21 protein-coding genes are annotated in these 26,813 nt (G+C 46.0%); 16 read left to right on the top strand and 5 right to left on the bottom strand.

The genetic code is table 11. From position 1 onward, the window contains the following. A complete protein-coding gene (locus MHI52_RS20575; protein ID WP_076250895.1) occupies nucleotides 1-1,809 on the bottom strand; it encodes a sensor histidine kinase in 1,809 nt (602 codons plus the stop codon). A 131-nt stretch (nucleotides 1,810-1,940) separates the two neighbouring features. Between MHI52_RS20575 and MHI52_RS20570 the strand changes: the two genes are divergently transcribed. From MHI52_RS20570 to glsA, 9 genes are all read left to right on the top strand, one after another. Next, a complete protein-coding gene (locus MHI52_RS20570; protein ID WP_076250897.1) occupies nucleotides 1,941-3,272 on the top strand; it encodes an ABC transporter substrate-binding protein in 1,332 nt (443 codons plus the stop codon). Nucleotides 3,273-3,356: 84 nt separating this feature from the next. Next, entirely contained in the window at nucleotides 3,357-4,235 is an 879-nt protein-coding gene (locus MHI52_RS20565; protein ID WP_036614579.1) for a carbohydrate ABC transporter permease, read from the top strand. After that, nucleotides 4,232-5,068 carry a carbohydrate ABC transporter permease gene (locus MHI52_RS20560; protein ID WP_127545475.1) on the top strand — a complete coding sequence of 279 codons (837 nt, stop codon included), beginning with the start codon at nucleotides 4,232-4,234 and terminating at the stop codon, nucleotides 5,066-5,068. Before MHI52_RS20565 ends, MHI52_RS20560 begins: the two co-directional genes overlap by 4 nt. Before the next feature lie 13 nt (nucleotides 5,069-5,081). Beyond that, complete coding sequence (locus tag MHI52_RS20555; RefSeq protein ID WP_405157552.1) at nucleotides 5,082-6,635, top strand: sugar hydrolase; 1,554 nt, start codon at nucleotides 5,082-5,084, stop codon at nucleotides 6,633-6,635. Between the two features lie 550 nt (nucleotides 6,636-7,185). Next, nucleotides 7,186-8,838 (top strand): LytS/YhcK type 5TM receptor domain-containing protein, encoded by a 1,653-nt coding sequence (locus MHI52_RS20550; RefSeq protein ID WP_405159407.1) that lies wholly within the window; start codon nucleotides 7,186-7,188, stop codon nucleotides 8,836-8,838. A gap of 10 nt (nucleotides 8,839-8,848) precedes the next feature. Further along, nucleotides 8,849-9,649: a LytTR family DNA-binding domain-containing protein gene (locus MHI52_RS20545; RefSeq protein WP_047843671.1), complete on the top strand. Its 801-nt coding sequence runs from the start codon at nucleotides 8,849-8,851 to the stop codon at nucleotides 9,647-9,649. 180 nt (nucleotides 9,650-9,829) lie between these two features. Continuing rightward, entirely contained in the window at nucleotides 9,830-11,065 is a 1,236-nt protein-coding gene (locus tag MHI52_RS20540) for an OFA family MFS transporter (protein ID WP_036675050.1), read from the top strand. A gap of 261 nt (nucleotides 11,066-11,326) precedes the next feature. Next, nucleotides 11,327-11,809 (top strand): GNAT family N-acetyltransferase, encoded by a 483-nt coding sequence (locus tag MHI52_RS20535; RefSeq protein WP_047843670.1) that lies wholly within the window; start codon nucleotides 11,327-11,329, stop codon nucleotides 11,807-11,809. Between the two features lie 136 nt (nucleotides 11,810-11,945). Beyond that, nucleotides 11,946-12,887 (top strand): glutaminase A, encoded by a 942-nt coding sequence (gene glsA, locus MHI52_RS20530; RefSeq protein ID WP_036614565.1) that lies wholly within the window; start codon nucleotides 11,946-11,948, stop codon nucleotides 12,885-12,887. Nucleotides 12,888-13,014: 127 nt separating this feature from the next. Here the strand turns inward: glsA and MHI52_RS20525 are convergent, their stop codons facing one another. Continuing rightward, nucleotides 13,015-13,605 (bottom strand): hypothetical protein, encoded by a 591-nt coding sequence (locus tag MHI52_RS20525; protein ID WP_036674918.1) that lies wholly within the window; start codon nucleotides 13,603-13,605, stop codon nucleotides 13,015-13,017. A gap of 69 nt (nucleotides 13,606-13,674) precedes the next feature. Beyond that, the gene (locus MHI52_RS20520; protein WP_405157551.1) at nucleotides 13,675-15,057 is read right to left on the bottom strand and encodes a hypothetical protein; all 1,383 of its coding nucleotides are present in this window, start codon (nucleotides 15,055-15,057) and stop codon (nucleotides 13,675-13,677) included. Nucleotides 15,058-15,466: 409 nt separating this feature from the next. Between MHI52_RS20520 and MHI52_RS20515 the strand changes: the two genes are divergently transcribed. Together MHI52_RS20515 and MHI52_RS20510 are read left to right on the top strand one after the other, a co-directional pair. Next, entirely contained in the window at nucleotides 15,467-15,682 is a 216-nt protein-coding gene (locus MHI52_RS20515) for a hypothetical protein (RefSeq protein ID WP_405157550.1), read from the top strand. 466 nt (nucleotides 15,683-16,148) lie between these two features. Then, nucleotides 16,149-16,304, top strand: a complete 156-nt coding sequence (locus tag MHI52_RS20510) for a hypothetical protein (protein WP_156946192.1) — start codon at nucleotides 16,149-16,151, stop codon at nucleotides 16,302-16,304. A gap of 565 nt (nucleotides 16,305-16,869) precedes the next feature. Here MHI52_RS20510 and MHI52_RS20505 read toward each other — a convergent pair. After that, nucleotides 16,870-17,223, bottom strand: coding sequence for a YolD-like family protein (locus tag MHI52_RS20505; RefSeq protein ID WP_405157549.1), 354 nt, complete (start codon nucleotides 17,221-17,223; stop codon nucleotides 16,870-16,872). Then, nucleotides 17,220-18,464 carry a DNA polymerase IV gene (locus MHI52_RS20500; protein ID WP_405157548.1) on the bottom strand — a complete coding sequence of 415 codons (1,245 nt, stop codon included), beginning with the start codon at nucleotides 18,462-18,464 and terminating at the stop codon, nucleotides 17,220-17,222. Before MHI52_RS20500 ends, MHI52_RS20505 begins: the two co-directional genes overlap by 4 nt. A gap of 857 nt (nucleotides 18,465-19,321) precedes the next feature. Between MHI52_RS20500 and MHI52_RS20495 the strand changes: the two genes are divergently transcribed. From MHI52_RS20495 to MHI52_RS20475, 5 genes are all read left to right on the top strand, one after another. Beyond that, nucleotides 19,322-21,550: a hypothetical protein gene (locus MHI52_RS20495; RefSeq protein WP_405157547.1), complete on the top strand. Its 2,229-nt coding sequence runs from the start codon at nucleotides 19,322-19,324 to the stop codon at nucleotides 21,548-21,550. A gap of 26 nt (nucleotides 21,551-21,576) precedes the next feature. Continuing rightward, a complete protein-coding gene (locus MHI52_RS20490; RefSeq protein WP_405157546.1) occupies nucleotides 21,577-22,785 on the top strand; it encodes a HEAT repeat domain-containing protein in 1,209 nt (402 codons plus the stop codon). Between the two features lie 22 nt (nucleotides 22,786-22,807). Next, nucleotides 22,808-24,208, top strand: coding sequence for a glycosyltransferase (locus MHI52_RS20485; RefSeq protein WP_179088526.1), 1,401 nt, complete (start codon nucleotides 22,808-22,810; stop codon nucleotides 24,206-24,208). Between the two features lie 273 nt (nucleotides 24,209-24,481). Next, entirely contained in the window at nucleotides 24,482-25,285 is an 804-nt protein-coding gene (locus MHI52_RS20480) for a response regulator transcription factor (protein ID WP_036674925.1), read from the top strand. 153 nt (nucleotides 25,286-25,438) lie between these two features. Further along, nucleotides 25,439-26,806, top strand: coding sequence for a nucleotide sugar dehydrogenase (locus MHI52_RS20475; protein WP_036674926.1), 1,368 nt, complete (start codon nucleotides 25,439-25,441; stop codon nucleotides 26,804-26,806). The last annotated feature ends 7 nt before the right edge of the window (nucleotides 26,807-26,813 follow it).

The following is a 26,813-nucleotide window of genomic DNA, read 5'->3' as shown; positions in this document are numbered from 1 at the left end:
TCACCTCTTTTCCCAATTGGCCGGAATTTCGAGTGTAATTCGAGTTCCTGTATTCAAATCGGTATGAAACGAAAGGCCGTAACCCTCTCCGTAATACAAAGCAATTCGTGAATGCACGTTTTTGATGCCGATGCTTTGTTTATGCCTTTGACCAACGGCGATGAATTCAGGTGGCTGCTGGAGCAATTGTCGAAGTTCCTCCGCTTGTGTTGAGGACATGCCCACGCCGTCATCCCAGATCTCGAACACGATGCTGTCCCCCTGAAACAACCCGGTAATGGTAACGGTACCCTTCCCACGTTTGTTCTCCAACCCGTGATAGATGGCATTTTCCACGAGTGGTTGCAACAGAAGTTTCAGCATGCGACGACTCCGAATTTCCGGGTCCACATTCAGGTTGAACGCGAACTTGTCACCATACCGAATCTGCTGGATGGCCATGTAGTTTTCTACATGCTGAAGTTCTTCGCTGACCACGACCAGCTCGCTGTCCGTTTTGATGCTGTAGCGGAACATGTCCCCGAGTGACTTGGTCATCACCACAATACTCTCAACTTCTTCGATCTCGGCAATGCTATTAATCGACTCCAGCGTATTGTAGAGGAAATGGGAGTTGATCTGTGCTTCCAATGCCTTCATCTGGGAGTCCAGCATGAGGATTTTATTCTGGTAACTTTCTCGGATATGCGTATCGATGTCTTTCATCATTTTGTTGAACTCATGGTAAAGGATTCCAATCTCGTCGACTTGCCTTGTTACTTGAGGCTTGATGGTCACAAAACGATGAGATTTGGTTTTGCGCATCAGTTTGGTCAATTCGATGATGGGTTTGGTGATCAGGTTGGACAAGAAAAAGGAAAGTAGAAGGAAAATGACGGCACAGCTTACGGCCACGTATAACAGCAACTTTTGTGAGATGTTGTACTCCTCATACAGCCGATCCATAGAGATGTTGGCAATCACGTTCCAATTGCGGCCGGGAACTTTCTGGATTACCGTCATCATGTTATCTTGGATTGATTTGTACTGTGAACTGTTGCCGACTTGATGCGTTGCCGCAGCCAGAGTATCGGAGAGAGGAGTGCCAACTCTACTTCCGTCGCTGGAGTACAGGATCTCGCCAGCGTCGTTCGCCAGATATAGATTGGACAAGCTTGGTGCCGGATTACGTTTTAGACCGTCAAAAATGTTCATACTGCAATCCAGCATAAACACGCCTAGGAACTCGTTGTTGTTGGGATCGTAGAGGGCTCTGGAAAAGCCAATGGATTCCTTGGCGTTAATGATGTAAGGTTTGACGCCAACTTCACCAATATACAAATCGCCTTTGCGCTGGATCGTATCCAGATACCACTCATCGCGAAGTGCGACATAATCGAGGCGTAGGTCTGTGCCGCTACTGCCATAGCTTATCCATTTGCCATCAGGTGTGAAAAGGTACAAACCATTGATGTAATTGTAACCAAGCAGAATGTTTTCAAAGATCAATTTCAATTTGCTGCGAATCATGAAGATTTCATATTGATCGTTGGTACCGTTCAACTTGATTAGTTCATCACTCACAGTGCTGTAAGCGGTTGCATTGGAAGACTGCTGAAGGAGTGTGACAGAGATCCGGTCGATGTTCTGCAAAATTTCCTCCATGCTCTTGACCGAATTGCCTATAGTTGTCGATGTCACGAGAGAGGTCTGCTCATTCACCAGCTTCGTGTAACTGCGATAGGAACTGACAGAAACAACGATAATTGGCACGATTGATACGAGGACGAGGACCAGAAAAAGTTTAGTTTTGATGTTGAACAGAATCATACGTGCTCCTCCCGCCATTTGTCAATTCTAAAAATAGTGCACCATACGAGCCAAAGCAAATGCACTTTTGCCCACCGTATGATGAGAATGTGCACAAAGCAAGAATAAACATGAATTGGGGGAATGACAAGATGAAAAAAAGAAAACGACTGTGGTCCCTAACTTTGGTACTGCTCATGATGTTTCTGAGCGCATGTAGCTCCAGTAGCCAGGAGGGGAGCGGTACGGATACCAATAACGGGAGTTCAGATGAGTCAGGAAAGCCAATTACGTTGACGATGATGCTTTCGGGAAACAAGGCATCCGAGGGAGAGGATTTTGAGCTGGAGACCTTGCCGCGTCTAGTCAAAGAGAAGTTCCCGAACATTAACTTGGAAGTACAAAAGTTGCCTGATGATCAATACAATACATCTGTTCGAACCAAGCTTGCGGCTGGACAGGGACCGGACATTTTCTGGATTTTCCCGAAGAATGCGGCTGGCGGTGTCATTGATTTTGCAAAGGCTGGTTTCGCTGCAGATCTGTCAGATCTGAAGTTCTGGGACAACATCAGCCAAGGAGCGAAGGAAGATATGTCCTATGAGGGTAAACCTTACGGGGTGGCCGAAGGGTTGGACTTCTTGGGCGTTTACTACAATAAGGAGTTGTTACAACAAGCGGGATATTCCGAGTTTCCGAAGGATTGGCCTTCGTTTCTGGACTTATGCCAAAAGTTGCAGGCAGCGGGCGTAACACCAATTGCGATGGGTGACAAGGACCCTTGGATGATCCAATTCGGTATGTATCCGATTGCGGCCAATGTCGTGTATCCGAATGAGCTGGATTTTGATGTCAAACTGCAGAACGGCGAAAAATCGCTGACTGATCCAAAGTGGGTTCAAACGATATCGAAATACAAAGAGCTCTATGATAACAACTACGTTGTCAAAAACTCGCTTGGTATTGGCAGTGCCCAATCTGCACAGTTGTTTATCGACGGGAAAGCAGCCATGACCTTTACGGGAACATGGGATTATGCCTCCATGACGTCCAAAGGCGCTACCGATTTTACTCGCGGATTCGCTTCATTGCCAGGTAACGAGCCGGAACAGCCGGTGTTTGTATCTGCTGCAACATCTGCCGGATACGCTTTGAACGCCAAATCGGCAAACCTGGATGCAGCCAAGGAAGTACTGAACTACCTGTTTGATGGTGAATCCGATCTGTTCAAAGCATTTGTGGAAGCCAACAGTTCCATCAGCGTCTATAAGGACGTAGAACTTGAAAATGAATTGTTCAAGGAAGTGAATGACAATTATCAACAAACTGGAAATTCCATCTACTTCAGCAACCAGATGTGGCCAGCAGGAGTATCGGACGTCATGCAAGCAAAGTTTGCCGAGATTATTGCTGGACAGAAAACAACACCAGAAGATGTGGCAAACGCCATGGAAACCAAGTTTAGAGAGCTGTGGAAAAACTAGAACAAAACGATGCTGTCTGCTGTAAAGGGGAGAATGATTGTCCTTCTCCCTTGCCGCAGGCCCTCTTGGAAAGGATGGAGCAGGATGAGCTCTACTGTAATGAAAAAGTCCATGTACTGGTTTGCTTTGCCGGCATTGATCTTCTACCTGACCTTCTGGATCTTCCCGATCCTGCGGTTGTTCCAGTACAGTATAACGGACTATAACGGGTACGCCCAAGCCTATAACTATATCGGTTTCGACAACTATAAGGAATTGTTCCGGAGCGACATCCTAGGCATTTCTTTAAAAAATACACTGATCTATACATTCGTCACCGTCATAGCTGGCAATATCATCGGTTTGGCAATGGCTTTGCTGTTAAATATGAAAATAAGAGGAACCGGGATTTACCGTTCCCTGGCGTATATTCCCACATTGTTCAGTGCGATTGTCGTCGGCTTTTTGTGGAGCTACGTCTATATGCCGGATTACGGGCTGATTTCTTCCTTTCTCGATAAACTGGGTATCGCAAATGAACTGAATTTCCTGGGTGACTACTCGACCGCACTGTATTCTATTATCTTCGTGGAGATCTGGAAGACGATCGGAACGACAATGATTATCTTCCTTGCAGGACTACAGACTGTTCCAAGCGACCTTTTGGAAGCAGGACGGATTGATGGCTGCGGCTCATGGAGATTGCTGCGACATGTGAAGATTCCATTACTGGCAACAGCGATTACAATTAACGTGACGTTAAGTCTGATCAATGGACTCAAAGCGTTCGACTTCCCGTTTATCATGACGAATGGCGGTCCCGGCACGGCTACCAACACACTGATTTATACCATCTACAAGATGGCATTTACCGAACAACTCTTTGGTAAAGCTTCGGCTCTTGGCGTTATTTCCTTTGCCGTGATTATCGTCATTACCGCTGTTTTTGTCCTGAAAATGAACAAACGGGAGGTGTCGGCATGACGCTTCGTAAAGTTTTGGGGAAAGGGTCCGTTCAGGTCGTTGTGTTGTTGGTGATGGCGTTAAACCTGATTCCGTTAATTATTGCCTTTTCGACATCACTCCGAGATCCAAGCAACAACACAAATCCGCTGGTCCTGTTCCGGGAGATGTCCTTTGCAAGTTACAAGGCTGCCTTCGACCGCATGCACTTTCCGGAAGCGCTATGGAACAGCGTGGTGTTAACCGGCGTATCAGTCGTGTTCGTTGTCCTGTTTGCGGCGATGGCGGCCTACCCGATGGCCCGTTTGAAAACAAAGCTAAGCAAGTTCATGTATTTGTTTTTTTTGTCCGGACTCGTGGTACCTGCGCAAATGGTATTGATACCGATCGTGCAAATGATCAATGCACTGCATATTCCAACAAATCAATATACGCCTATTTTCATGTTCATTACGTGCAGTTTGCCGTTTTCAACTTTCCTGTACACGGGCTTCATTCGAAGCGGTGTGCCTGAGGAGGTAGAAGAAGCGGCGCACATCGACGGGGCGGGATTATTCCAACGGTTCTGGACCGTCGTGTTCCCCTTACTCATTCCGGTAACGGTTTCGGTCATTATTACACAAGGTGTCTGGATCTGGAACGATTATTTCTTCAATATGATCTTTATTTCCAGCGCAGGAGATTCACCGTTACCACTGGCCATGCTTGGATTTTTGGGCGATCAGCAAAATCCCACGCAGTGGAATGTCCTGTTTGCAGCGTGCTTTCTGTGCGCACTACCGTTGCTGCTGGCGTTCTTGTTCCTGCAAAAATATTTTATCGGTGGTATGACCGTTGGGGCGGTCAAAGGTTAAGGAGGACACTGCAATGAATGAAAAAGTGATAAACAATGCCTGGCTGGAAAAAGCACAGCGTCTAATGCCGGAGCTTCACCAGCAAAAGGTCTATCCGGAACATATCGTGAGCGCAGTTCCGGATGCGTCGGCTTTTCAGGGGTGGCGTATCGAACCACTCGGCTTAGCAGAACAACTATCTGATCAAGTGTTGTGCAAGGGAGACAGTGTTACGCTGGATTTCGGGGAGCATCTCGTCGGTTATCTGACCTTGTCGCTTCTTAACGAACGCAGCAATGCAGATGCACCTCTCAGGTTGAAGCTCACATTTGGAGAAATGCCCTGTGAGGTCGGTGAGAATTTTGCAGAATATTCGGGCTGGCTTAGCCGTTCATGGCTTCAGGACGAGATCGTGAATATGGATGTGTTACCTGGCACGCTAACACTGAACCGTCGATATGCCTTTCGGTATCTGAAAATCGAGGTGGTAGAAACGTCGATCCGTTACGATATTCGAATTAACGATATATATTGCTTGACGGTGACTTCAGCAGACATAGGGGCAGTACCTCAATTGCCTGAAGGTATCGACAAGGAGCTGCTGGAAATAGATCGCGTGTCCGTGAAGACACTCCGGGATTGCATGCAGACGGTATTCGAAGATGGACCGAAGCGCGATCGACGTTTATGGATCGGAGATCTTCGCCTTCAGGCCCTCGTCAATTATGAAACATTCGGCTGTAATGATCTCGTCAAGCGCTGTTTGTATCTCTTTGCCGGAACGAGACTGGAAGGCGGCCAGGTAGGAGCCTGTTTGTACGAACAACCAGAACCGTACGTGGACGACATTTACCTATATGACTATGCGTTGTTCTTTATTGCGACATTATGGGACTATTTTGAAGCTACCAAGGACAGGGAAACGTTGGAAGAACTTTGGCCGGTGGCTAGAGAACAGATTGAGATTGGGCTTAAACGACTTGATGAGCGGGGCATCGTAAGGGATGACGATACATGGTATTGTTTTCTGGACTGGCATGAAGAACTAAATAAACAGGCCGGTGCTCAGGCAGTTCTCATCTATAGTATGAAAAGGGGAAGGTCGATTGCCAAAGAACTAGAGTTGCCGGAGTATGAGCAATGGATTAACGCACACATCAAAGACGCTGAGCAAGCAGCCCACAAATATCTGTGGGATGGTGAGCAGGGCTTTTTCGTCAGTGGTGAAAAAAGACAGGTATCCTGGGCATCGCAAGTATGGATGGTACTGGCTGAGGTCATGGATGCTCCAGCTTCCCGGCAATTACTTGATCGGTTAATGAGTAACGAAGAAGCTATTGGCATGACCACGCCGTACATGGTTCATCATTATGTTGATGCATTAATAATGTGCGGGGAAGAGGAGCAGGCACTGGAGCAGATCCGAAGGTATTGGGGCGGTATGCTGAAGGATGGAGCGGACACTTTCTGGGAGCTCTACGACCCGGACGACAATACGTATTCTCCTTATGGTAGCAATTTGGTCAACAGTTATTGCCATGCTTGGAGCTGCACGTCAAGTTATTTTATCAGGCGAAATTTTTCATAAATTTTGGACTTGAGGTCAATCAGGTACGTCTGGTTGGCCTTTTTGGATTAGTTTCAGATAGTATAGAGCCTGCCATGGCCTATTGTTTTTATTTTTATCTGTTTTTGTTCGTAACGTTAAAAGAACGAGTGGCTATTAATGAAGCGATAAATACGAATATTAAAATATAGTTATATGGGTTTCCTTTAAGGTTGTAGACTTGAACGATGAGTGTCAGAGTTGAGATGCTTATGATTATTCGCAGGACAATCGCCGATGAGCGATCGGGAATAATTGGAATAACATGACAACTGATTATAACATAGGTTTTTCTGGAGTCGGATATTTTCATAGAAGTTAAGGGATGAACTATCATATGCATGCATGGTGCTGTCTTGTTGATGTTTTTTCACAGGATGGACTTTGCTTTCCTCCGGGGGGAGCGGTAAACTGTTGCATACGAGCTTTATGGATTAATGTCCTAGATGTTCTTTCAAAAAGGCGTGGCTGTGTCGGTATGCATTTTATTTTTCAAACAGATGTGGAGGAAGTACGATTGGAAATGTTTACGATGCTGCTAGGTTTATTTGAACGGGCGGCGCTGTTGATTATATTTTTATTCTTTCTGTCGAGGGTGCCAAGGTTTAGGCAGATTCTGCAAAAGGGGAAATTAAGGTGGCAGGAGTCTATTGCGGTTACCTTGTTATTCTGTGCTTTTGCCATTTTCGGGACATATACGGGCATTAATGTTGAAGGTTCACTGGTGAATGTACGGATCATCGCCGTGTTATCGGGTGGTATTTTGTTCGGAGCGCCTGTGGGTATTATTACGGGGATTGTCTCCGGGGTACATCGGTATTTGATTGATATGGATGGAGTCACAGCTATACCGTGTCTGATCACAAGTATCCTGGCGGGTCTAGTCTCCGGATATATACATAAGTACACGCCCAAGCCCAAGCGGTGGATCATCGGTATTGGTGCTGGAATGATCTGTGAAGCGCTCACGATGTTATTAATCCTGCTATTTTCCTATCCCGATCCACTGGGTGCCGATATTGTCTCGCAGATTGCGCTGCCTATGATTCTGGGTGAAGTCAACATTGGGCTGATTGTGCTCTTGGTACAGAGTGTGGAAGGGGAAAAGGAAATGATTGCAGCTCGTCAGGCGAAGCTGGCACTGGAGATTGCAAACAAAACCTTGCCGTATTTTCGATCGATTGATGAGGATTCTCTGCGCAAAATTTGCCGGATTATTCAGGAGGATATTCAGGCCGATGCGGTTGCAATTACGGATACCCGGAATGTGCTGGCGTATGTAGGATTTGGTGAAGAACGATACCATATCGGTAATGAAATTATAAGTGAGATGACCAAGAAGACAATATCCAGCGGGGAGATTACGATCAGTAATGATGTGATTGATGAAAAAACACCCGATATCCACTCGCTGTTAATCATTCCGCTCCAAGAACGAGGAGACATTACAGGTGCGCTCAAAATCTATTATCGCAAAGCGTACAAAATTACGTATCCATTACAAACGATGGCTGTAGGTCTATCGCAGATCATCTCGACCCAGATGGAGGTATCGCGGGTAGAAGAGATCAAGGCTGCTGCCAACAAAGCAGAGCTGCGTGCATTACAGACAACCATTCATCCTCATTTTTTGTTTAATGCGCTAAATGCGATTGCATCGTCCATCCGAACCAAACCGGATCGTGCTCGGGAGCTGATTGTGAATCTATCCGGGTACATGCGTTACAATCTGGAGCTGTCGGATGAGTTAATTGATATTCATAAGGAACTGGAGCAGGTCCGTAATTATGTAGAGATTGAGAAAGCTCGCTTTGGCAGCCGACTTAACGTGATCTATGACATTGATGAAGTCGCGGTGCATATTCCGAGTCTTGTTATCCAGCCGCTCGTCGAAAATGCAATTATTCATGGCATTCTCAAGGTCAAAGGACCCGGGACTGTTCGAATTCGGGTACAGGATTATCCGGAGTTTGTGCGAATCAGTGTCAGTGATACAGGTGCAGGCATCAGTGCAGATATTATTGAACGGGTCTACCACGACCGTATGCCTGGTAACCAGATCGGGCTATATAATGTGCATCGCCGGGTCAAGCTTATCTACGGACAAGGTGTAACCATTACAAGGCTGGAACAAGGAACCGATATTTTATTTGATGTGCCCAAAGGAGATGTCGTAACAAGGTGATGATGGATCAATGAGAGCTCTTATTGTGGAAGACGAGATTCTGGCAAGTGAGGAATTGAATTATTTAATCCAGGAACATAGTCAGATTGAAGTTGTGGACCGCCTTGAAGACGGGCTGGATGTACTGAAATTTTTGCAGGAACAAGAAGTAGATGTCATTTTCCTTGATATCAATATTCCCTCGCTGGACGGTATGATGCTGGCCCATCATATTGGGAAGTTTGCAACGAAACCCTACATTGTATTTACGACGGCGTATAAGGAACATGCAGCGGAAGCCTTTGAGTTGGAGGCATTTGATTATATTCTGAAGCCGTATGACGAGAAACGAATTGCTGCAATGCTCCATAAGCTGGAGCTCGCATTCAAACGTGATCATGCGCCGGTGGAGCAACATGTTGAGGATGGACCAGCCCCTACGGCGGACGGATCTGCTGCGCATGGTGAACTGGTACGAGAACGAGATACGAATTCCCATACAGACAGAAGAATTAATCTGCTGCGGAATGACAATATTATTGTTACGGATACGGCAGATATCTACTATGCGGAAGCACAAGAGAAAGTGACGAAGGTATATACCAAAAATGGGGAGTTCACCATGCCAGTGAGCATATCGGATTTTCACAGCCGTCTGCCACAGGATACGTTCTTTCGCTGCCACCGTTCGTACGTCGTAAATCTGTCGCAAATCCGTGAAATTGTACCTTGGTTCAACAATACGTATCTGCTCCGTCTGCGCGATTTGGAAGCTGAAGTGCCCGTGAGTCGTGGGAAGGTCAAAGAATTCAGGCAACTCATGCGCATCTAGAAGCATTTCATTCCGCATCTGATGCAACTCATGCTCAAAACGGTGTGATGAATCCCCTTTCATGTATGATTAGCTTGTGAACGCATTCATGTATATGACATCGGCAAAGGGGAGATCACGATGAAAGCAACAATTTCATCCGTTTCATCAACACCTGAATCAACTTCTGCACCTACAAAAATGAACCGCTGGCTTATTGTATTGGGGACCATCATTGTACAAATGGGTCTTGGAACCATCTATACTTGGAGTTTATTTAATCAACCGTTGTCTGATCGTTTCGGATGGGACGTCAGCTCGGTCGCGATAACTTTTTCAATTACCAGTTTTGCTTTGGCTTTTGCCACATTGTTTGCAGGTCGGTTGCAGGAACGTTGGGGTCTTCAGCGCTTGATCCGTGTAGCCGGGGTTGTGCTTGGGCTGGGTCTTATTCTGAGTTCCCAAGTCACCTCGTTAACACTGCTGTACATTTTGGCTGGATTTGTCGTTGGTTTTGCAGATGGTACGGCGTACATCACGTCGCTGTCTAATCTGATCAAATGGTTCCCGGAGCGTAAAGGCCTAATCTCGGGGATCTCGGTCGGCGCCTTTGGTACCGGTAGTTTATTGTTCAAATATGTGAACACGGCATTGATTGGTGCCGTTGGTCCTGCTCAGGCATTTATGTACTGGGGCATTATTGTTCTTGTTCTGGTCGTTGCGGGATCATTCCTGATCCGTGAAGCGGTTGTTCGTGAACAGGCTCCGGCAAGCAAGGAAGGATCCAAACAAGTCGTAGCACGTCATGACTATACGGTAAAAGAGATGCTGCGTACAAAAGAAGCGTATATGCTGTTTGTTATTTTCTTCACGGCGTGTATGAGCGGTCTGTACCTGATCGGTATTGTCAAAGATATCGGTGTACAGCTTGCAGGTCTTGATGTAGCTACCGCTGCAAACGCAGTGGCCATGGTTGCAATCTTTAACACGGCAGGACGTATTATTCTCGGTGCGCTGTCGGATAAAGTAGGACGAATGAAAGTCATCGCTGGTGCGTTGCTGGTTACAGCCGTAGCTGTCATGACACTTAGTCTGGTTCCACTGACCTTCGGGATCTTCTTCGCCTGTGTGGCGGCCGTTGCATTCTGCTTTGGCGGTAACATTACGGTATTCCCGGCGATTGTGGCCGATTACTTCGGATTGAAAAATCAGAGCAAAAACTATGGTGTGATCTATCAGGGATTTGGATTTGGTGCTTTGGCTGGATCATTCATCAGCGCCCTGCTGGGCGGATTCCATCTGACCTTCATCGTGATTGCTGTACTCTGCGCTGTCTCGCTGTTGCTCGCACTGATCATTACCCCTCCAGGTGAAGGTCGTCGTGCACGTCAACGTGAAAAACAGATGAACCTTAACCCTTCATCACGGGCAAGCTAACAACATGCACTGGAAGTACGGAACTGAGGATATTTCTTCATCTTAAAAAGCAAATTAAAAAACAAAGTAAACAAAGCGGTCTCCAGTTGAGGCCGCTTTTTGGTATCTACAGTGTTCAGATTGCTGACTTAGTTGGCCTATCGGACCATCTGGCTGCCTGCAAGCATGGTGCCTTGTGTGCATTCCATCATTCGCATCTGTTATACTCTAGGTGAATTCAACAAGACCAAGACAAGTTATGTACCCCAGAGGAGGCATATCATGAAGTTCATTAAATACACACAACCTGATTTTGATGATTATTATGCATTGGTTTCCAATATGGAAGTAATGAAACAGATTACAGAACGTGCAATACCTGAGCAAGAGGCGAGAACGCAATTTGAGTCCATGCTGGAGTTTAATGAGCGTTCCACTTGCGGACATTACCGAGTATATAGTGAAGATGGTGCCGGTGTGGCGTATGCCAAATTGATTCCGGATCAGGAGGACCCGACCAAGGCTGAGATAGGTTACATGATCCTACCTGAACATTGGGGCAAAGGTCAAGGCACATCCATAGCGTCACGGTTGATTATTCAGGCACAAGCCGCAGGGATTGGATCACTCTATGCAGTTATCGATCCGGGTAACGCTGCTTCCCGCCGGATCTTGACCAGGCAGAACTTTGTATCCACCTGGACAGGTGATTACGATGGTCTTCCTGGTGAGATCTTGGAGTTAAATCTTCAAATGAAGCGGTAAAGGAACTGTTCTGAGGGTAATCAGATAATATAGGGCATTTTGCATGAGATGGCTGGAACTCATTATCATCATGGTGCATGGGTTCAACATTTCATGCATGATGCTTGCTTATATAGAGATGTGGAGGAGATGAGATATGAGCAATTCAACCATGGAACGTCTGAATGCATTACTGCCGGAGTGGCTGGAGACCAGTCGTTTGCACACCGGGCAAGGTAAGGTGGCTTCTTATATCCCGGAGCTTGTCAAAGCCTCTCAGGATGAGCTCGGTATACATATCATGGACGCCGAAGGAAACTATGTGTCAGCAGGGGATTGCGGTGTCCCATTTACGATGCAAAGTATCTCCAAAGTATTTACCCTTATTCTGGCCCTGATGGATCATGGGGAAGAAGCGGTTTTCTTTAATGTAGGAAAAGAACCGACAGGCGACGATTACGATTCGATGATCAAGCTTGAATTGGTTGAACCCGGAATCCCATTTAATCCATTAATCAATGCGGGTGCGATTACGGTGTCTTCTCTTGTTGGAGGAGATTGTAAGGAAGAGAAATCACGGCGTATTCTGGAGTTTTTCCGCAAACTGGCGAATAATGATCAGCTGGGCTATAACGAAGAGGTATTCCAGTCCGAATCGGAGAGCGGTCATATGAATCGTTCACTTGGCTACTTTTTGAAGCACAACGGGGTCATTAAGGATGATGTTGAAGACGTGCTTGCCGTGTATTTCCGTCATTGCTCCATTGAAGTGACGTGTGCAGATCTGTCTCGAATGTCACTCGTTCTGGCCTATAATGGAACAGATCCAATTACGGGAGAAGAACTCATCCCTCGTCGCTATGTTCAGATTGCCAAAACCTTCATGACCACCTGTGGTATGTATAATGCATCAGGCGAATTTGCCATCGAGGTCGGCTTGCCCGCCAAAAGTGGAGTATCCGGTGGAATTCTGACCCTTGTACCGGGACAATTCGGCATAGGTCTTGTTGGCCCGGCTCTGAATCGCAAAGGCAACAGTATTGCCGGTGTGCATCTGCTCGAGCGTCTGTCCAAGGAATTCGACTGGAGCTTTTTCTAAATAAAGGGATTCAAAAGTCTTTGATAGGTTCGGTTTGAAAAGCAAACATAACATTAATATGTTCTTTAGGGATAGAAAACAACCTTCGCAATACATATTATAACTATTGGAAGGTTGTTTTCTATTATTATTGAATTTCTCGTCTTTCTAGCCAGTATTCCTCAATACTTTTAACCTTATTTTCTGTAAGAAACGTTTGAGTATCATTCTCTAAATTCATCAGCAATTCAATCCAAGAATCATTAGCAATGCTTTTTATTTGTGTGTTTGCCATAGTATTACTCCACTTTTTATTCAATTGTTGTGCCTTTTCAATTACATTTTTAGTGTTAGAATCAAGAATTTTTTCTTCATTGTCACCGTTTAAACCTTTGAAATATTGTGTAAGCTTCAAGGCGTTTTGTTGGGTTTCTGTGTATTGAGCTTCGCCTAATTGAACAGCTAAAGTTGAGTAATTATCAACGGTTTTTCTAATTTCATCATTATTTTCCATGAGATAGTTAGATTGGTCTTTTGAAAGCTTATCAGATTGCAAAATTTCTTCATAAGCCAAGTCGTTAGAGGACAATGCGCTTCGTAACTCGGTGATATCAGTGTTCAATTGATTTGTAAGTGCTGATTTGTACAACTCTTTAGCCTTGTATTGTGAAATATTCGTAACAACGAGTATCATAATTGTTAATACAAGAAGTATTTGAATATAGTTTTTTTTCAACATAGATATTCCTCTATTCCTCAGGTTGTTTGAGCAAAGAAGAGGCAACTCACTAGAGTTACCTCGCAAAAATTATTTAGAAACATTGTATTGGAATGTAACCTCTTTTTGACTTGTATTCAATAAGGCGTTAGCATACATAACGTCCCATTTAATGGTTAAGATAGCGTTTGCTGTAGCCGATGTGCCAGTATCGCTTTCATACTGTACCACAGTCTGGAGGCTTAAATGATGCCCCGTATTAGAACCGTTCAAGTCTGTAATCTTAAACATTTGATTATTTCCAGAGTTAACAGATTCAACTACAGTAGGGGATGTATTGAGTTTAATGTTTGAGCTTCCAAGTGTCACAGTTTTACTTGTTCCTGCATCTATAATAGCATTAACCCAACTTCTAATTTCACTAATAGAAGGTGCTAGAGGTAAAGCTTTTGACCATGCTTTTTCTGCGATTTTAATAGCCAGACTAGACCCACTGTTTATCCCAGCAAGGCGACCATCGATAAACGCAGTAACTATGGAAGACTTTGCTCCAACTGCTGTACTTAACTTGACATTACGATATTTGAAAGGGCTATCTACGCTTCTATTAGTTTGTCCATTTACAGTCACATGTTCTGCAATTTTAAAACTATTTGTCCATGTGGATTGATTTTTTACATCTAAAGCTTTCCATGACCCATAAGGCAGTGAATAAGCTTGAATATAGTCGCTTCCAATATAAAATGATTTATAGTATGTCGTGCTGTGCGTCCAATCTGAGAAATATCCAACTGCTGTGGGGGAAACAGAATCCACGCCAAGAGCCGATTTTATAGTATCGTTGGTTGGGATCTCTTTTTGCTCATATGGAGTTATAATATCATTGAACCAAAAGAAATCCTTTTCAGTATCAATTTTCTCATTATTACTTACAGAAACACGTTCTAGATCTTTAGGAAGAGGTGTTTCAAAAAGTATGATGTTCCCTTGATGGTCGGTTAAGTATGTTTTTAAATGTGGTTTATTCTGAAGAGAATAATCCGCGATCATTTTTTCTTCAGATGTATCGTTGTAAACATCAAATAATTTTATTTCAAAATTACCGCTTTGATCTTGAAGGTCGCCGACAATACTATTAATTGAATCTTGCTGTTTATAGCTATTGTAAAGTTCTCCAGTGGCCTCAAGTGTCTTGCTTTGGTTATTATAATCGACTATTGCAGATAGAGAAAGTTGGTTACCAGTAATCTGAATATTTTGAATTTGTATGCTGGCATTCTTTTCAATACTTGTAATTTCTTCTGGATCGCTAGTTGGTTTACCATAAAGAACATTGAATCTGTCTATAGGTAGGGCCAATCCTTGAACTTCATCCAGGTTTTCTTCTACCTGCTGTGCAAAAGCAGGTACAGTCAGACTTAATGTAAGGATCATTGTAAGCAAAATCTTCATAATAAACCTTGAATTTTTCATAAATAATCTTACCTCCTTATATTTTGAAATCAAAAACAATTATACCATTATATTTAAATTTAGTACATAACAAATAGAATTTAAGTGAAATACTGTAAACAATAATGTGTTCTATCAACATTACAGTACTTATTCCTATATGGAATTTCTTGAATGTAACCGAATCTTATAGTTTAATTAGCAACCTTTGTTACTAGGATGTGTCTTCAAACTCAGGCAAGCTAGACTATAATGAATGCCAAAGTCAAAAAAGCCTGAACGTACACGCTAATTTAACGTAGCGGGTCGCTAGACGACGATATTTGTTTACTTTATGAAGAAACATTTCACTAAATGACGTTCTCTATAGATATCTCGATTATAAGGTTGAATCTCTCTTGCTTGGTAACACTGAAATAGCCTGTTGCTTATGCAAAAGCACCTAAATCGCATTCGTATTTTACGCTCAATCGACCAATATTTGCTTCATCGAGCCCAAATTCTTCTCTGGGAGGATGAAGAGCGCTCGAATGGTCGCCTTTCGGATGTAGAAATTGCTGAGCGTTTGCAGGTGCACGCCAATATCGTGCATTTCGTTCGCAAGCGCTTTGCCGAGCAGGGACTTCAACCTAGGTTGGAACGGTAGAAGCGTTTGACACCTCCGAATCCGCCTAAGGTGACCGTTGAACTGGAAGCCCGGATTATCGCGATTAGTTGCAGCGAACCTCCTGCCGGGAAAAGTCGTTGTTTTTTCACGGTTTCTCTCAGACAAAGCGGTTGAACTGAATTATATCGAGAACCTTACTTACGATACGGTGGGAAAAATTTTAAAAAAACGAACTCAAGCCGCACCTTCGTAAAAGCTGGTGTATTCCGCAAAAACAAAATGCTGCATTTGTGGCAGCGATGGTGTACTCGAAGTCTATCGCTTGCCTTACGATCCGAATTGTCCAGTGATTTGCATGGATGAAAAACCATACCAGCTCCTGGACAAAGCTCGGAATCCTATCCCGATGAAGCCTGCCAAACCCCTGAAAAAAGGTGCAGAATATGAACGTTAGGAGACATGTAGCATCTTCATCTTTACCGAACCGTTTGGCGGATGGCGTCAGGTGAGTGTGCGATCCCGGCGCACGAGAATCGAATGGGCCGAAGAAATCCGAGAGTTACTTGACGTCCAGTATTCCGATGCCCCGAAAGTCTGCTTGGTGATGGATAATCTGAATACCGATGCCATTGCATCGGTATATCAGGCATTTGAACCGTAAGAGGCTTTACGACTGGCGAAACGTTTGGACATTCATTACACTCCGAAACATGGAAATTTGGCTAAATCTCGCAGAGATTGAACTCAGTGTGATGACCCGTCAATGCCCTAGGTTGCCGATCCCCTCAGAAACGGAGCTGGCTCGTGAACTTTCGGCATGGGAAAACGAGCGGGAGTGGATTGGCAATTTACTACCGAGGATGCTCGAATTAAACTCAAACGTTTATATCCACTCTTTAAAGACTGATGGAATACTAGTACTAATTTCTATAACATATTTTGAAAATATGACTAATTATCTTTCTTTTTGAGTCGCAAAGATTTTACATACACGTAATTACCATCCGATTCTAAATTATTGAAGTAGGATGAATAGTTCATTTGCAATCATCTTAATGAAGACTAGAAGTTGTGAAGGTTCGGAGAAATTATGTTTGAAGTTAAAGGATAATCTTGTTTTATATGAATTTTTTATATTAAATATTGTGTGTTTCATTTTTGTGTAGAGTGATTTAATCTATTAATTTATTTTCTTTGTTCATCTATCTTTTCAATCCTTCTCAGGGTCACGCATCCATCCACTCATTGGCAAGCTCGACATCCGTAATGAGGTTCATCTGAATATCCCGGGACCCATCTTCCATCAGCAGTCTGAGGGTACGAGCCGGACGGTCCAGTCGAAGCACTTGCCCCGTGTAACGAATATCATCATGTTCGTGAAACACGGTAATAGTGACCCTATCTCCAAGCATCATCGAGTTGCTGAGCAAACGGGACATTTCTTCCGCGGCCTGGGCATCCAGAGATGGGCGGGTACGAGGAGCAAGTTGTTCCTGATGAAGAATGTAAGCTTCCCGGTGTTCGGGGAGCATCATACGTGAGGACTCGAAGATACCGTTTTGCTGCAATTTTTTACTCATTTATAATGACCTCCAATTTTATGAGAACGTTCATGGGCTTGCGCGGACGAGCAGAGGGAGGATGCCCGCATAATGGCGGTTTCTCCGTACCTGCGCTTGATATCATCCGTGGCACGTTCCAATTCTCTTTTACGTTCACGATCATCGAACCAGGACAGCTGTACTTCGGAATCAGGCACTAGTCCGGTCAGTGACACGCTGATGCGGCGGATGGGTAATCCGTCCCAATGGCGCAGGAACAGAGCTGCTGCCGCATCGTATACTTCATCCGTAATGTTGGTGGGTTCTTTCACCTTCATCTGGCGGGAGAAACCGGTTGGCCGATCATAATCCTGTCCGCGACATCCAACCGAGACCACATGGCCCATGAGTGATTTGTCCCGGGAACGTCGACTGACGAGTTCCGCCAGTTCAAGCAGTACCACCTTGATATCTTCCCAGGAGTCATAGTCCCGGGGCAGCGTCATTTGATGTCCGATTCCCTGCTGCTGATGAGCATATGTCCCGGGTTTGACCGGGGAATCATCAATACCGCGGGCGATACGCCACAGTACCTCGCCATTCACACCCCAACGTTCTCTCAGTCGGGACAGTGGGGTCTGGGCCAGATCCCCGATCGTATGGACGCCCATCTTGTAGAGGTGCTGCGCCATGCGGGAACCGACCATGAACATGTCTCGTACAGGCTTCTGCCAGATGGTTGAAGGCAGATCTTTACGAGGCAACGTGCAGATGCCTCCCGGGACTTTTTTGGCATACAGATCACAGGCCATCTTGCTTACGACCTTGGTATCACTGATACCGATCCGAATGTACACACCCGTCTCATCCATCACCCTCGATTGAATGCTGCGGGCAATCGTCTCGGGGCTGCCGAACAGATCCAGGCTTCCGGTGACATCGAGAAATTGTTCGTCAATACTATAGGGTTCCACCAGATCGGTGTAAGACTGAAGGATACGTGTAATATGAAGGGACACCCGAATGTATTCGGCCATCCGGGGACGAACAACAACAACATCTGGACATTTGGCGAGCGCTTCGCCCAGTCGTTCTGCTGTCGTAATTCCATAGGACTTGGCGAGTGGACAGGCCGCAAGAATAATACCCGAACGGCGCGCCGGATCTCCCGCGACTACGAGGGGGCGGTCCTTGTATTCGGGATGTGCAGACTTCTCCACACTGGCATAGAATGACTGGCAGTCTGCCAGCATGATGACACGTCTGTCTTGGCGGGGCATAAGACTTCTCTCCTTATTCGTGATGCTAAGCTCTTATGTTAAGAAGCAATTATTTTCATTTGAACATCGATAATTAACAGTTTATTTACAGTATGGAACAAGTGTTCTTGTTTTATAAGCATATCTGACAATTCGAAATGCGGCAACCGGAATTTTTTTGCAAATTGGACACAATTATGGGTTAGCCATATTAGAGGCAGAAATTAGGAAATAAGATGTGCTTTTTTACATTTAATGTGAGAGATCCATGACCTACGGTTGATGACCGGGCGTTCATTTGGGTTTTTGTAAAAGGGTTATAAATGGGCACAGTCCTAGAGAGGGGGACTGACGTCCTTTTTTGATTTTCTGCATTTTTCAGAAAACCTTGATGTGACGCGGAATATCGCTGATGCGTTATCGGACTATAGTATCAATTTTGTAATCTTTATGGTTAATACTGTAAAAAGGTCCGCAACTTTAAATAATGACTCGCGTTTAATGGGGTATGTGTTCCAACGGCAAACGTTGCCTGTACCCGCGTTGCACATAACAATATAGGTTCCAGAATTGCAAGATCAGCAGGGCACCAATACCATGCGATTCCAGCAGATATTAGTGTTCGGGAATCAGACGTATCTCAGAGGCTTCCCGGTGCTAGTTGATGGCTCTTTTTACGAATTATGGGCAGAATGTTCCATTTCATGTTTGCTTCCATCAGCCTAGTTACAAATGCAGAGTCTTAGCGCTATAGTGAGAACTACACCGCTGACATCTCTACCAAGCGGACATCCGAAGCGGAAAGATTCGTAAACTTCATGTTGGACCATTCGATGTTGAAGCAGGATGCATATTAGAGAGGTGAGCAATCTAAAGACATGAGCAGACAAAGACGAAGACGCTGGCTATTAACGGTGTTGACAGGAGCAGTGGTGGTGACCGGTGGGATATTTGCCGGATGGCACTATATGCAACCCAAGCTCGTTACGTACACAGCGGAGAACGGCACGGAGATGAAATTCAAGACCGATGGAGACCGGTTCATGGAATACGGGCCAGATGGAACGTGGAGGGAGATGTTCGTCAAAGGTGTCAACCTGGGCGCAACTTCACCGGGGCATTACCCGGGAGAATTCCCGCTGACCAAAGAGGATTACTTGCGGTGGTTCCAGCAGATCGAGGATCTGGGAGCCAATGTAATCCGGGTATACACGGTTCACGAACCGATTTTCTACTCCGCATTAGTCGAATATAACCGCGGCCGGGAGCAACCGTTATATTTTATACAGGGCATATGGTCACCTGAAGAAGAGTTAATTGAGAAGCAGGATGCCTATGCGGCGCATATTGAGCAGACGTTCAAGCAGGAGATTGAAAAGGCCGTATCTGCTGTCTATGGCGATGCGGACATTCCTGCCAAGCAGGGAGAGTCCAGCGGCAAATATAAAACAAATGCAGGAAAATACCTGATGGCCTGGCATGTGGGGACGGAATGGGACCCGGCGATGGTGGACAACACAAACGCAAAACATGCGGACGTGCCGCAGTACAAGGGAGTTCATTTCTCGGCGAGTCCAGAAGCGTCACCGTTCGAGAACTGGCTGGCAGAGCTGCTGGATCATACGGCGGTCCTGGAGAAGAAGTATGGGTGGGAACATCCGATGACCTTCACCAACTGGGTAACGACCGATGTGCTGGATCATCCCGGCGAGCCGCTGTATGAAGAGGATCTCGTCAGTGTGGATGCCCGACATATTCAGCCGGAGGCGTGGCAGGGAGGTTATTTTGCAGCCTACCATGTGTACCCGTATTACCCGGATCTGTTCCATATCGATAAAACGCTCCAAACCATCAAGGATGAGAACGGTGAGTACAACACGTACAAAAGTTATCTGCGCAAGCTGAAAGCCGAGTTTTCCGATATGCCTGTAATGATTACAGAGTATGGCGTACCCTCTTCTCTTGGTATTTCCCATCTGGGTATGGGAGGACGGAATCAGGGTGGACATAACGAAGTAGAGCAGGGAGATATTGACGCGTCACTGACGCAGGATATCTATGATGAAGGATACTCGGGAGCGATTGTGTTCATGTGGCAGGATGAATGGTTCAAAAAAACATGGAACACGATGCCACTGGAAATCCCGGCTGATCGCCGTGCATATTGGCTGAACGTGCTGACAAACGAGAAGATGTTTGGTCTGCTTGCCATGGACCCGGGTAAACAGGAACAGTTGACCATCGACGGATCACTGGATGACTGGGATGATCTGAAGGTTGAAGAGGTCACGACCTGGCAGGGCCAAGTGGACGGCATTCAGGAAATGAAGATGACTCATGATGAAGCCTATCTGTATATTGGGCTGACCTTGGATCAACCGTTTGACCCGGAGAAGACAGTGCTGCGAATTGGCACAGATACACTTGCTGGAGGCAGTCAGCCTGACAAGTTACTCCCGGGCCGGACACTCAGTGATGGTCTTGAGACAGTGATTACACTGGGGCAGGATGAAGAATCACAGGTGGAGATTGCCAAGGATTATGACTTTAATCAGCGTCTGTACGGCAAAGAAGGATACGATATGCTGCCAGATCAGCAGTCAGATTCCGCAGATAATCCGTTCCACCCATGGAATCTGGCAGTCAGCCTGAGGATGACACCGCCGGATACCCGATCTGCTCAACCGTTCATGAATGAAAAGGTCGGAACATTGAAGCGAGGAACGACGGCTCCCGGCCAACCTGATACGGATTCATTAACGGCATGGCAGTATAATGGCAATCAAGTGGAGATGCGAATTCCCTGGATGCTGCTTGGGTTCGGTGATCCGAGTTCGCTGCAAGCGATCGACTATGGACCACTCAAGAATGGACGTGAGTTCTCTACAGTTGCTGTGAAAGGCGTTACCCTCATTCCGTGGTTAACGGACCGCGCCACGAAGAAAGTATCTTGGCCTGGGGGTGAACAGACGACCCTGGATCTGAATACATTGCCGGTATATAGCTGGCAGCCTTGGGAGCAGGTGCAGTATAGTGAACGCCTGAAGCTAAGCTACGAAAAAATGAAGAAGAGTTATGAAAAAATTCCTAGTTTTCAGATCGAATAAATGAGTATAAAGGAGGACCTTTTCACATGTTTCCAAGTTTGGCTTTGGCCTATCTGTTTTTGTACATCTGTATCGCACTTGTTGTTGTAGGCGTCATCGTATTGTTTGCCATGAAAATGTCCCACAATGGCAAACGACGTAAGACGGCATTTTATGAATTGAAGCAGCGTGACTACTTCACCTATCTGCAAACGGCTTTAACCGAGAATAGTCCGCTCAGACTGCCACCAGGCAAGCTGGCTCCGCTGGAACGCAGAGTCATTCAGGACAGGCTGATTGAATGGATCGACCAGTTCAAGGGTGAATATCGCGACAAATTAATTGTACTGTGTCGTGAAGCAGGATTCGTAGAGCATGATCTGAAGGAACTGGGTCGTCTGCGTTACGGTCGCCAGATTGATGCGGCTTATCGCTTGGGTGGCATGCGTTGTCCCGAAGCCGTTCCGGGCTTGATGGAATTGCTGAAGGATGAGAAGCCGGGCCCGATGGCCATTATGATTGGTCGTTCTATCTCCAGATGTACGACTCGACAAGGTGAACTGAAAGACATGCTGGCGTTGCTGTTAACCAAAGGCAATTCAATTCACCATCTGGCAGCAGATATTCTGCTCGAAACGAGTCTGGATACGAGCAGAATTCTAATCGAATTGCTGGAAGACCGGAATCCTGATTTTGTCAAAGTCGGACTGGTTGCCATGTGGGGGCAGGCTGTACCTGAAGTGATGCCTGCACTCGACAGACTGGTAGGCGCAGAACATCAGGATGTACGTGCCGAGGCGGTGAAGCTGTATCTTAGCGCAAGTCCGGCGCTCCGGGATGAGACAATTCTGAAGCTGATCCAGGACCCCGATCCGGAAGTTCGCGCCGAAGTGGTACAAGCGCTTGGTTACAAGCATGCATCTGGAAGCATTCCATTGCTGCGCAAAGCGCTGCGGGATGAGGACTGGAGAGTTCGCTATAACAGTGCGGAGAGTCTGAGCAAGCTCGGTGAACCGGGATTCGAAGCGCTGTGTCAGGCTGCGGTGCAAGGTACAGTTGCTGAGCGCGAGATTGCGATGCAGCAGATTGAGAGTACCATGCAGCATACGAGAACCGATGACAGAGCTGTAGAGCAGATGATTGCACATAACAAAAAAAGACTGCTGTACGATCGCTATTTTGGCCCTGTACGAGAGAACAGAACCAGCAAGAAGCGCACAGGTGTCGCTACGGTAGGAGGGGATTACACTGCTTAGGGATCTACTATTAATCTACGGCATGGTCGCAATCTACTATGTTGTTTTTGTAAATACACTCTATTTTTCCATTCTGGCCTTATCGTTCCGTAACATCTGGACGATCTTCCGGCGGTCGCATTATTCCAAATACAATACATTGTCAGGCTCGGAACTGGTGCCTTCCGTTTCTCTGCTGGTACCGGCATACAACGAGGAACTGACGATTATTGAAAATGTGAACTGTCTGATGACGCTGAATTATCCAACGTATGAAGTCATTGTGGTGAATGATGGCTCCAGTGATGCGACACTGAATATCCTGTTGAAAGAATATCGTCTGAAGCCAGTACCCAATACGAAGATTCGGGGCAAGATCGCCTGTCAGAAAATTCGTGGGATCTACCATAATCCGGAGTTCCCGGATCTGTATGTCATTGACAAGGAAAACGGCGGGAAGGCCGATTCCCTCAATGCCGGGATCAACCTGTCCCACTATCCGTTGATCTCTTCGATCGATGCTGACTCGTTGCTGGAAAAGGATGCCCTGATCCGCATGGCACGGATGTATATGGAGAATCCGGAAGAGACGGTAGCCATCGGTGGAGATGTAAGGATCGCCAATGGCTGCAAAATTGAAAACGGAGCAGTGCAAGATGTATCGCTGCCACGCAAGATCTGGCCCATGTTCCAGTCGATCGAATATCTCAAAGCCTTCCTGGGCGGACGGATTGGCTGGAGTCACATGAACGGTCTGATCATTGTCTCCGGTGCCTTCGGTATGTTCCGTAAGGACGCTGTTATCGCCGTAGGTGGATACCGGGATGGTTATCCTGGGGAAGACATGAACATCATCATCAAACTTCACCGTTACATGCTGGAAAACAAATTGAAGTACCGCATTGCCTTCTGTCCTGAGGCCGTATGTTGGACGCAGGCACCGGATTCCTACCGGATCTTGTCCAGTCAGCGTAAGCGCTGGGGCCGCGGGAATCTGAAGAACATGATCGAGAATCGTGGCATGTTGTTCAATCCGAAATATAAGGTTATGGGTATGGTGACCATGCCATATAACGTCCTTTTTGAAGCGCTCAACCCGTATTTCCGGATTACCGGACTTCTGGCTCTCGCTGGATATGTCCTTCTGGACATGACGCAATGGCCAATTCTGGTTCTGTTCGGACTGCTGAACTTTGTGAGTGGTTATCTGCTGAGTGTAGGCGCACTTGTCCTGGAGGAGATTGCTTTCAAACGTTACAACAAACTCTCCGATCTGGTCAAAATGCTCGTCTACTCCGCGCTGAAATTCGTGGGTTACCACCAGCTCGGCGTACTGTGGAGATTGCAGGGACATGTGCAGTTCATGCAAAACAACAACTCATGGGGTACCATGACACGTCAAAGCTGGTCCGAGGATGAGAAGAAAACAAGCGAAGCCGCTTAAGTAAAGAATAATCAAAGCAATTATATGTCCAACTAGACATTTACACGATAACGGAGAGGGCAGAAAAAGCCTGAAGAAGCGAAGCGTGCACCTAAAAGCTTTCTGAAAGAAAGCTGCATCGAAAGCATACCTTTATCCCCGGATTTCCCCTTGTATAAAGGAATCAAACAATCTGGGATAACAGTGATCGAAAGGCTGTTCTGTCATCAGAGTGTCAGTGTAAATAATATTTTTTGGACTTATAGATAATCGAGGAGAAGGGTGGAAAAGAACATGCCAAATACGGCGACATTGCAGCGTGAGGCTGCCGTTAATGTGTACCGAAGTGTAGAACAGGGATTGAAGGAAACGGGTGCCGAAACATGCGGCTTAATGTTCATCCATTGTGCAGGAAACTCTCAACCTGAGCAGCAGGTCAGGACACATCTGGAACAAACGAGTGAGTCTGCCTTCCAGGTGTGGAAGGATGGGGCTACCCAAGCGATTGCCGTCCTGTTGCCAGGTTTGTCACTGGATGAAGTTCATTATGAAGGACTTCGGATCAAACATGAGTTGCAAGAGACTGTACCCGGTGCCGATCCACAGATTACACTGGCCAGTTTCCCGGAAGGGGAGCGCCCTTCGAAGGCAACTATTCAGCATATGGCTGAGTCCTCGAAGCTCGTAGATTCGTCGGAGATTCATATCTACACGCTGGACAATACGGCGGACGAGCCGGAACGAATTTTGATTGTGGACAACGATCCGACGGTACGCGAATTCCTGCAATTGCGGTTGAAGATGCAGGGATACGAAACCTATGAAGCCGTTGATGGACTGGCTGCACTGGAGTTGATCGAGAAAGTCACACCAGATCTGGTGCTCACCGAACTGAATCTGTATGGCATCGATGGTCTGCCGTTCATCCATCATATTCAGAATCTGGAGATGGAGCAGCCACCCAAAATTGTCGTGTTGACCGAACAGCGTGTCGAGCAGACGATTAGTCAATGCTTCCGCAGCGGCGTGGATGATTACATGACCAAACCGTTCTCACCTGTAGAGCTGGATGCCCGAATCAGACGCTGCCTGCATTAGAAGACAGCTTGGAACAACTGATTGTGTGAAGTGCAAAGTAAGAGCTTTTTTACACTATGAATCAGATAGATTAGAGCAACATTTAGAGCACAGACACTCATCTATTTATATGGATTTTAAGCACCACCAAATACACTGCCCGGAGGGAATATCATGGAGAATCAACAATTCCACACATTACTGAATGCGATTGAAAATAAAGAAGCTGTACTCGGCGTTGTCGGGCTCGGTTACGTAGGACTTCCACTTGCCGTGGAAATGGTCAATCAAGGTTTCACGGTAATCGGAATTGATCTGGATGCGTCCAAAGTAGAAAGTATCTATCAAGGAGATTCCTATATTCACGATATTTCGTCTGATGAGTTGAAAAAAGTAATGCAAAGCGGCCGTTTCCAGCCAACGACAGATTACAGTATGCTGCGCGTTATCGACGCACTCAGTATCTGCGTACCGACACCACTTAGTGAGAATCAGGACCCGGATACGTCTTACATCGAGACTGTTGTGGATCAGATCAAACTGCACATGAAACCAGGCATGCTGATTACGCTGGAGAGCACCACTTATCCAGGTACAACCGAAGAACTGATCCAGCAGCAGCTGGACAAGATCGGACAAGAAGCAGGTAAAGACTATTTCCTCTGCTTCTCGCCTGAGCGTGTGGACCCGTCGAACGGACGTTTCACAACATTTAATACGCCGAAAGTAATCGGGGGCACAACTGAAGCTTGCTTGAAGCTCGGAACAGCGCTATATGGAAAATATGTAGAAACCGTAGTACCGGTATCTTCACCAAAAGTGGCTGAGATGTCCAAACTGCTGGAGAACACATTCCGCAGTGTGAACATTGCCTTTGTAAATGAAATGGCGATGATGTGTGACCGCATGGGCATCGATATCTGGGAAGTTATTGACGCGGCGGCGACGAAACCATTTGGTTTCATGCCATTCTATCCAGGGCCAGGCATCGGTGGACACTGCATCCCGCTTGATCCGATGTACCTGTCATGGAAGGCCAAAGGCTTCCGTTTCTATAGCAAATTCATTGAGCTGGCGCAATCCACCAATGACAACATGCCATATTATGTATTGAACAAAACGTCAACGATTCTGAACGAATACGCTAAATCCGTACGTAAATCAAATATTCTGCTCCTTGGCATGTCGTACAAGCCGAATATTGCCGACCTGCGTGAATCACCAGGACTGGAAGTATATGAACTGTTCAAGGAAAGTGGAGCTAACGTTAGCTACTACGATCCACATGCGGATTCCTTCCAGGACAAACATGGCGAGACCGTACACAGCGAAGCGTTCAATCTGGAGCAGTTCAAGAAGTACGATTGCATCGTGCTGATCACCAACCACAGCGATTTGCCTTACTTTGATATTGCCGAGATGGGTGTGCCGATTCTGGATACACGTAATGCGTTCCGTTCGTACACACATCCGCATATCTACAAAATTGGTCACTCGGTACAGCATCCTGTGCTTGAACCAAGTGAAGCGTTGCTCGTCTGAGGAAATA

This window comes from Paenibacillus sp. FSL H8-0283 (assembly GCF_045040675.1).
In the GTDB taxonomy this organism is placed as follows: domain Bacteria; phylum Bacillota; class Bacilli; order Paenibacillales; family Paenibacillaceae; genus Paenibacillus; species Paenibacillus amylolyticus.
This window is presented reverse-complemented; position numbering and strand designations above follow the sequence as displayed.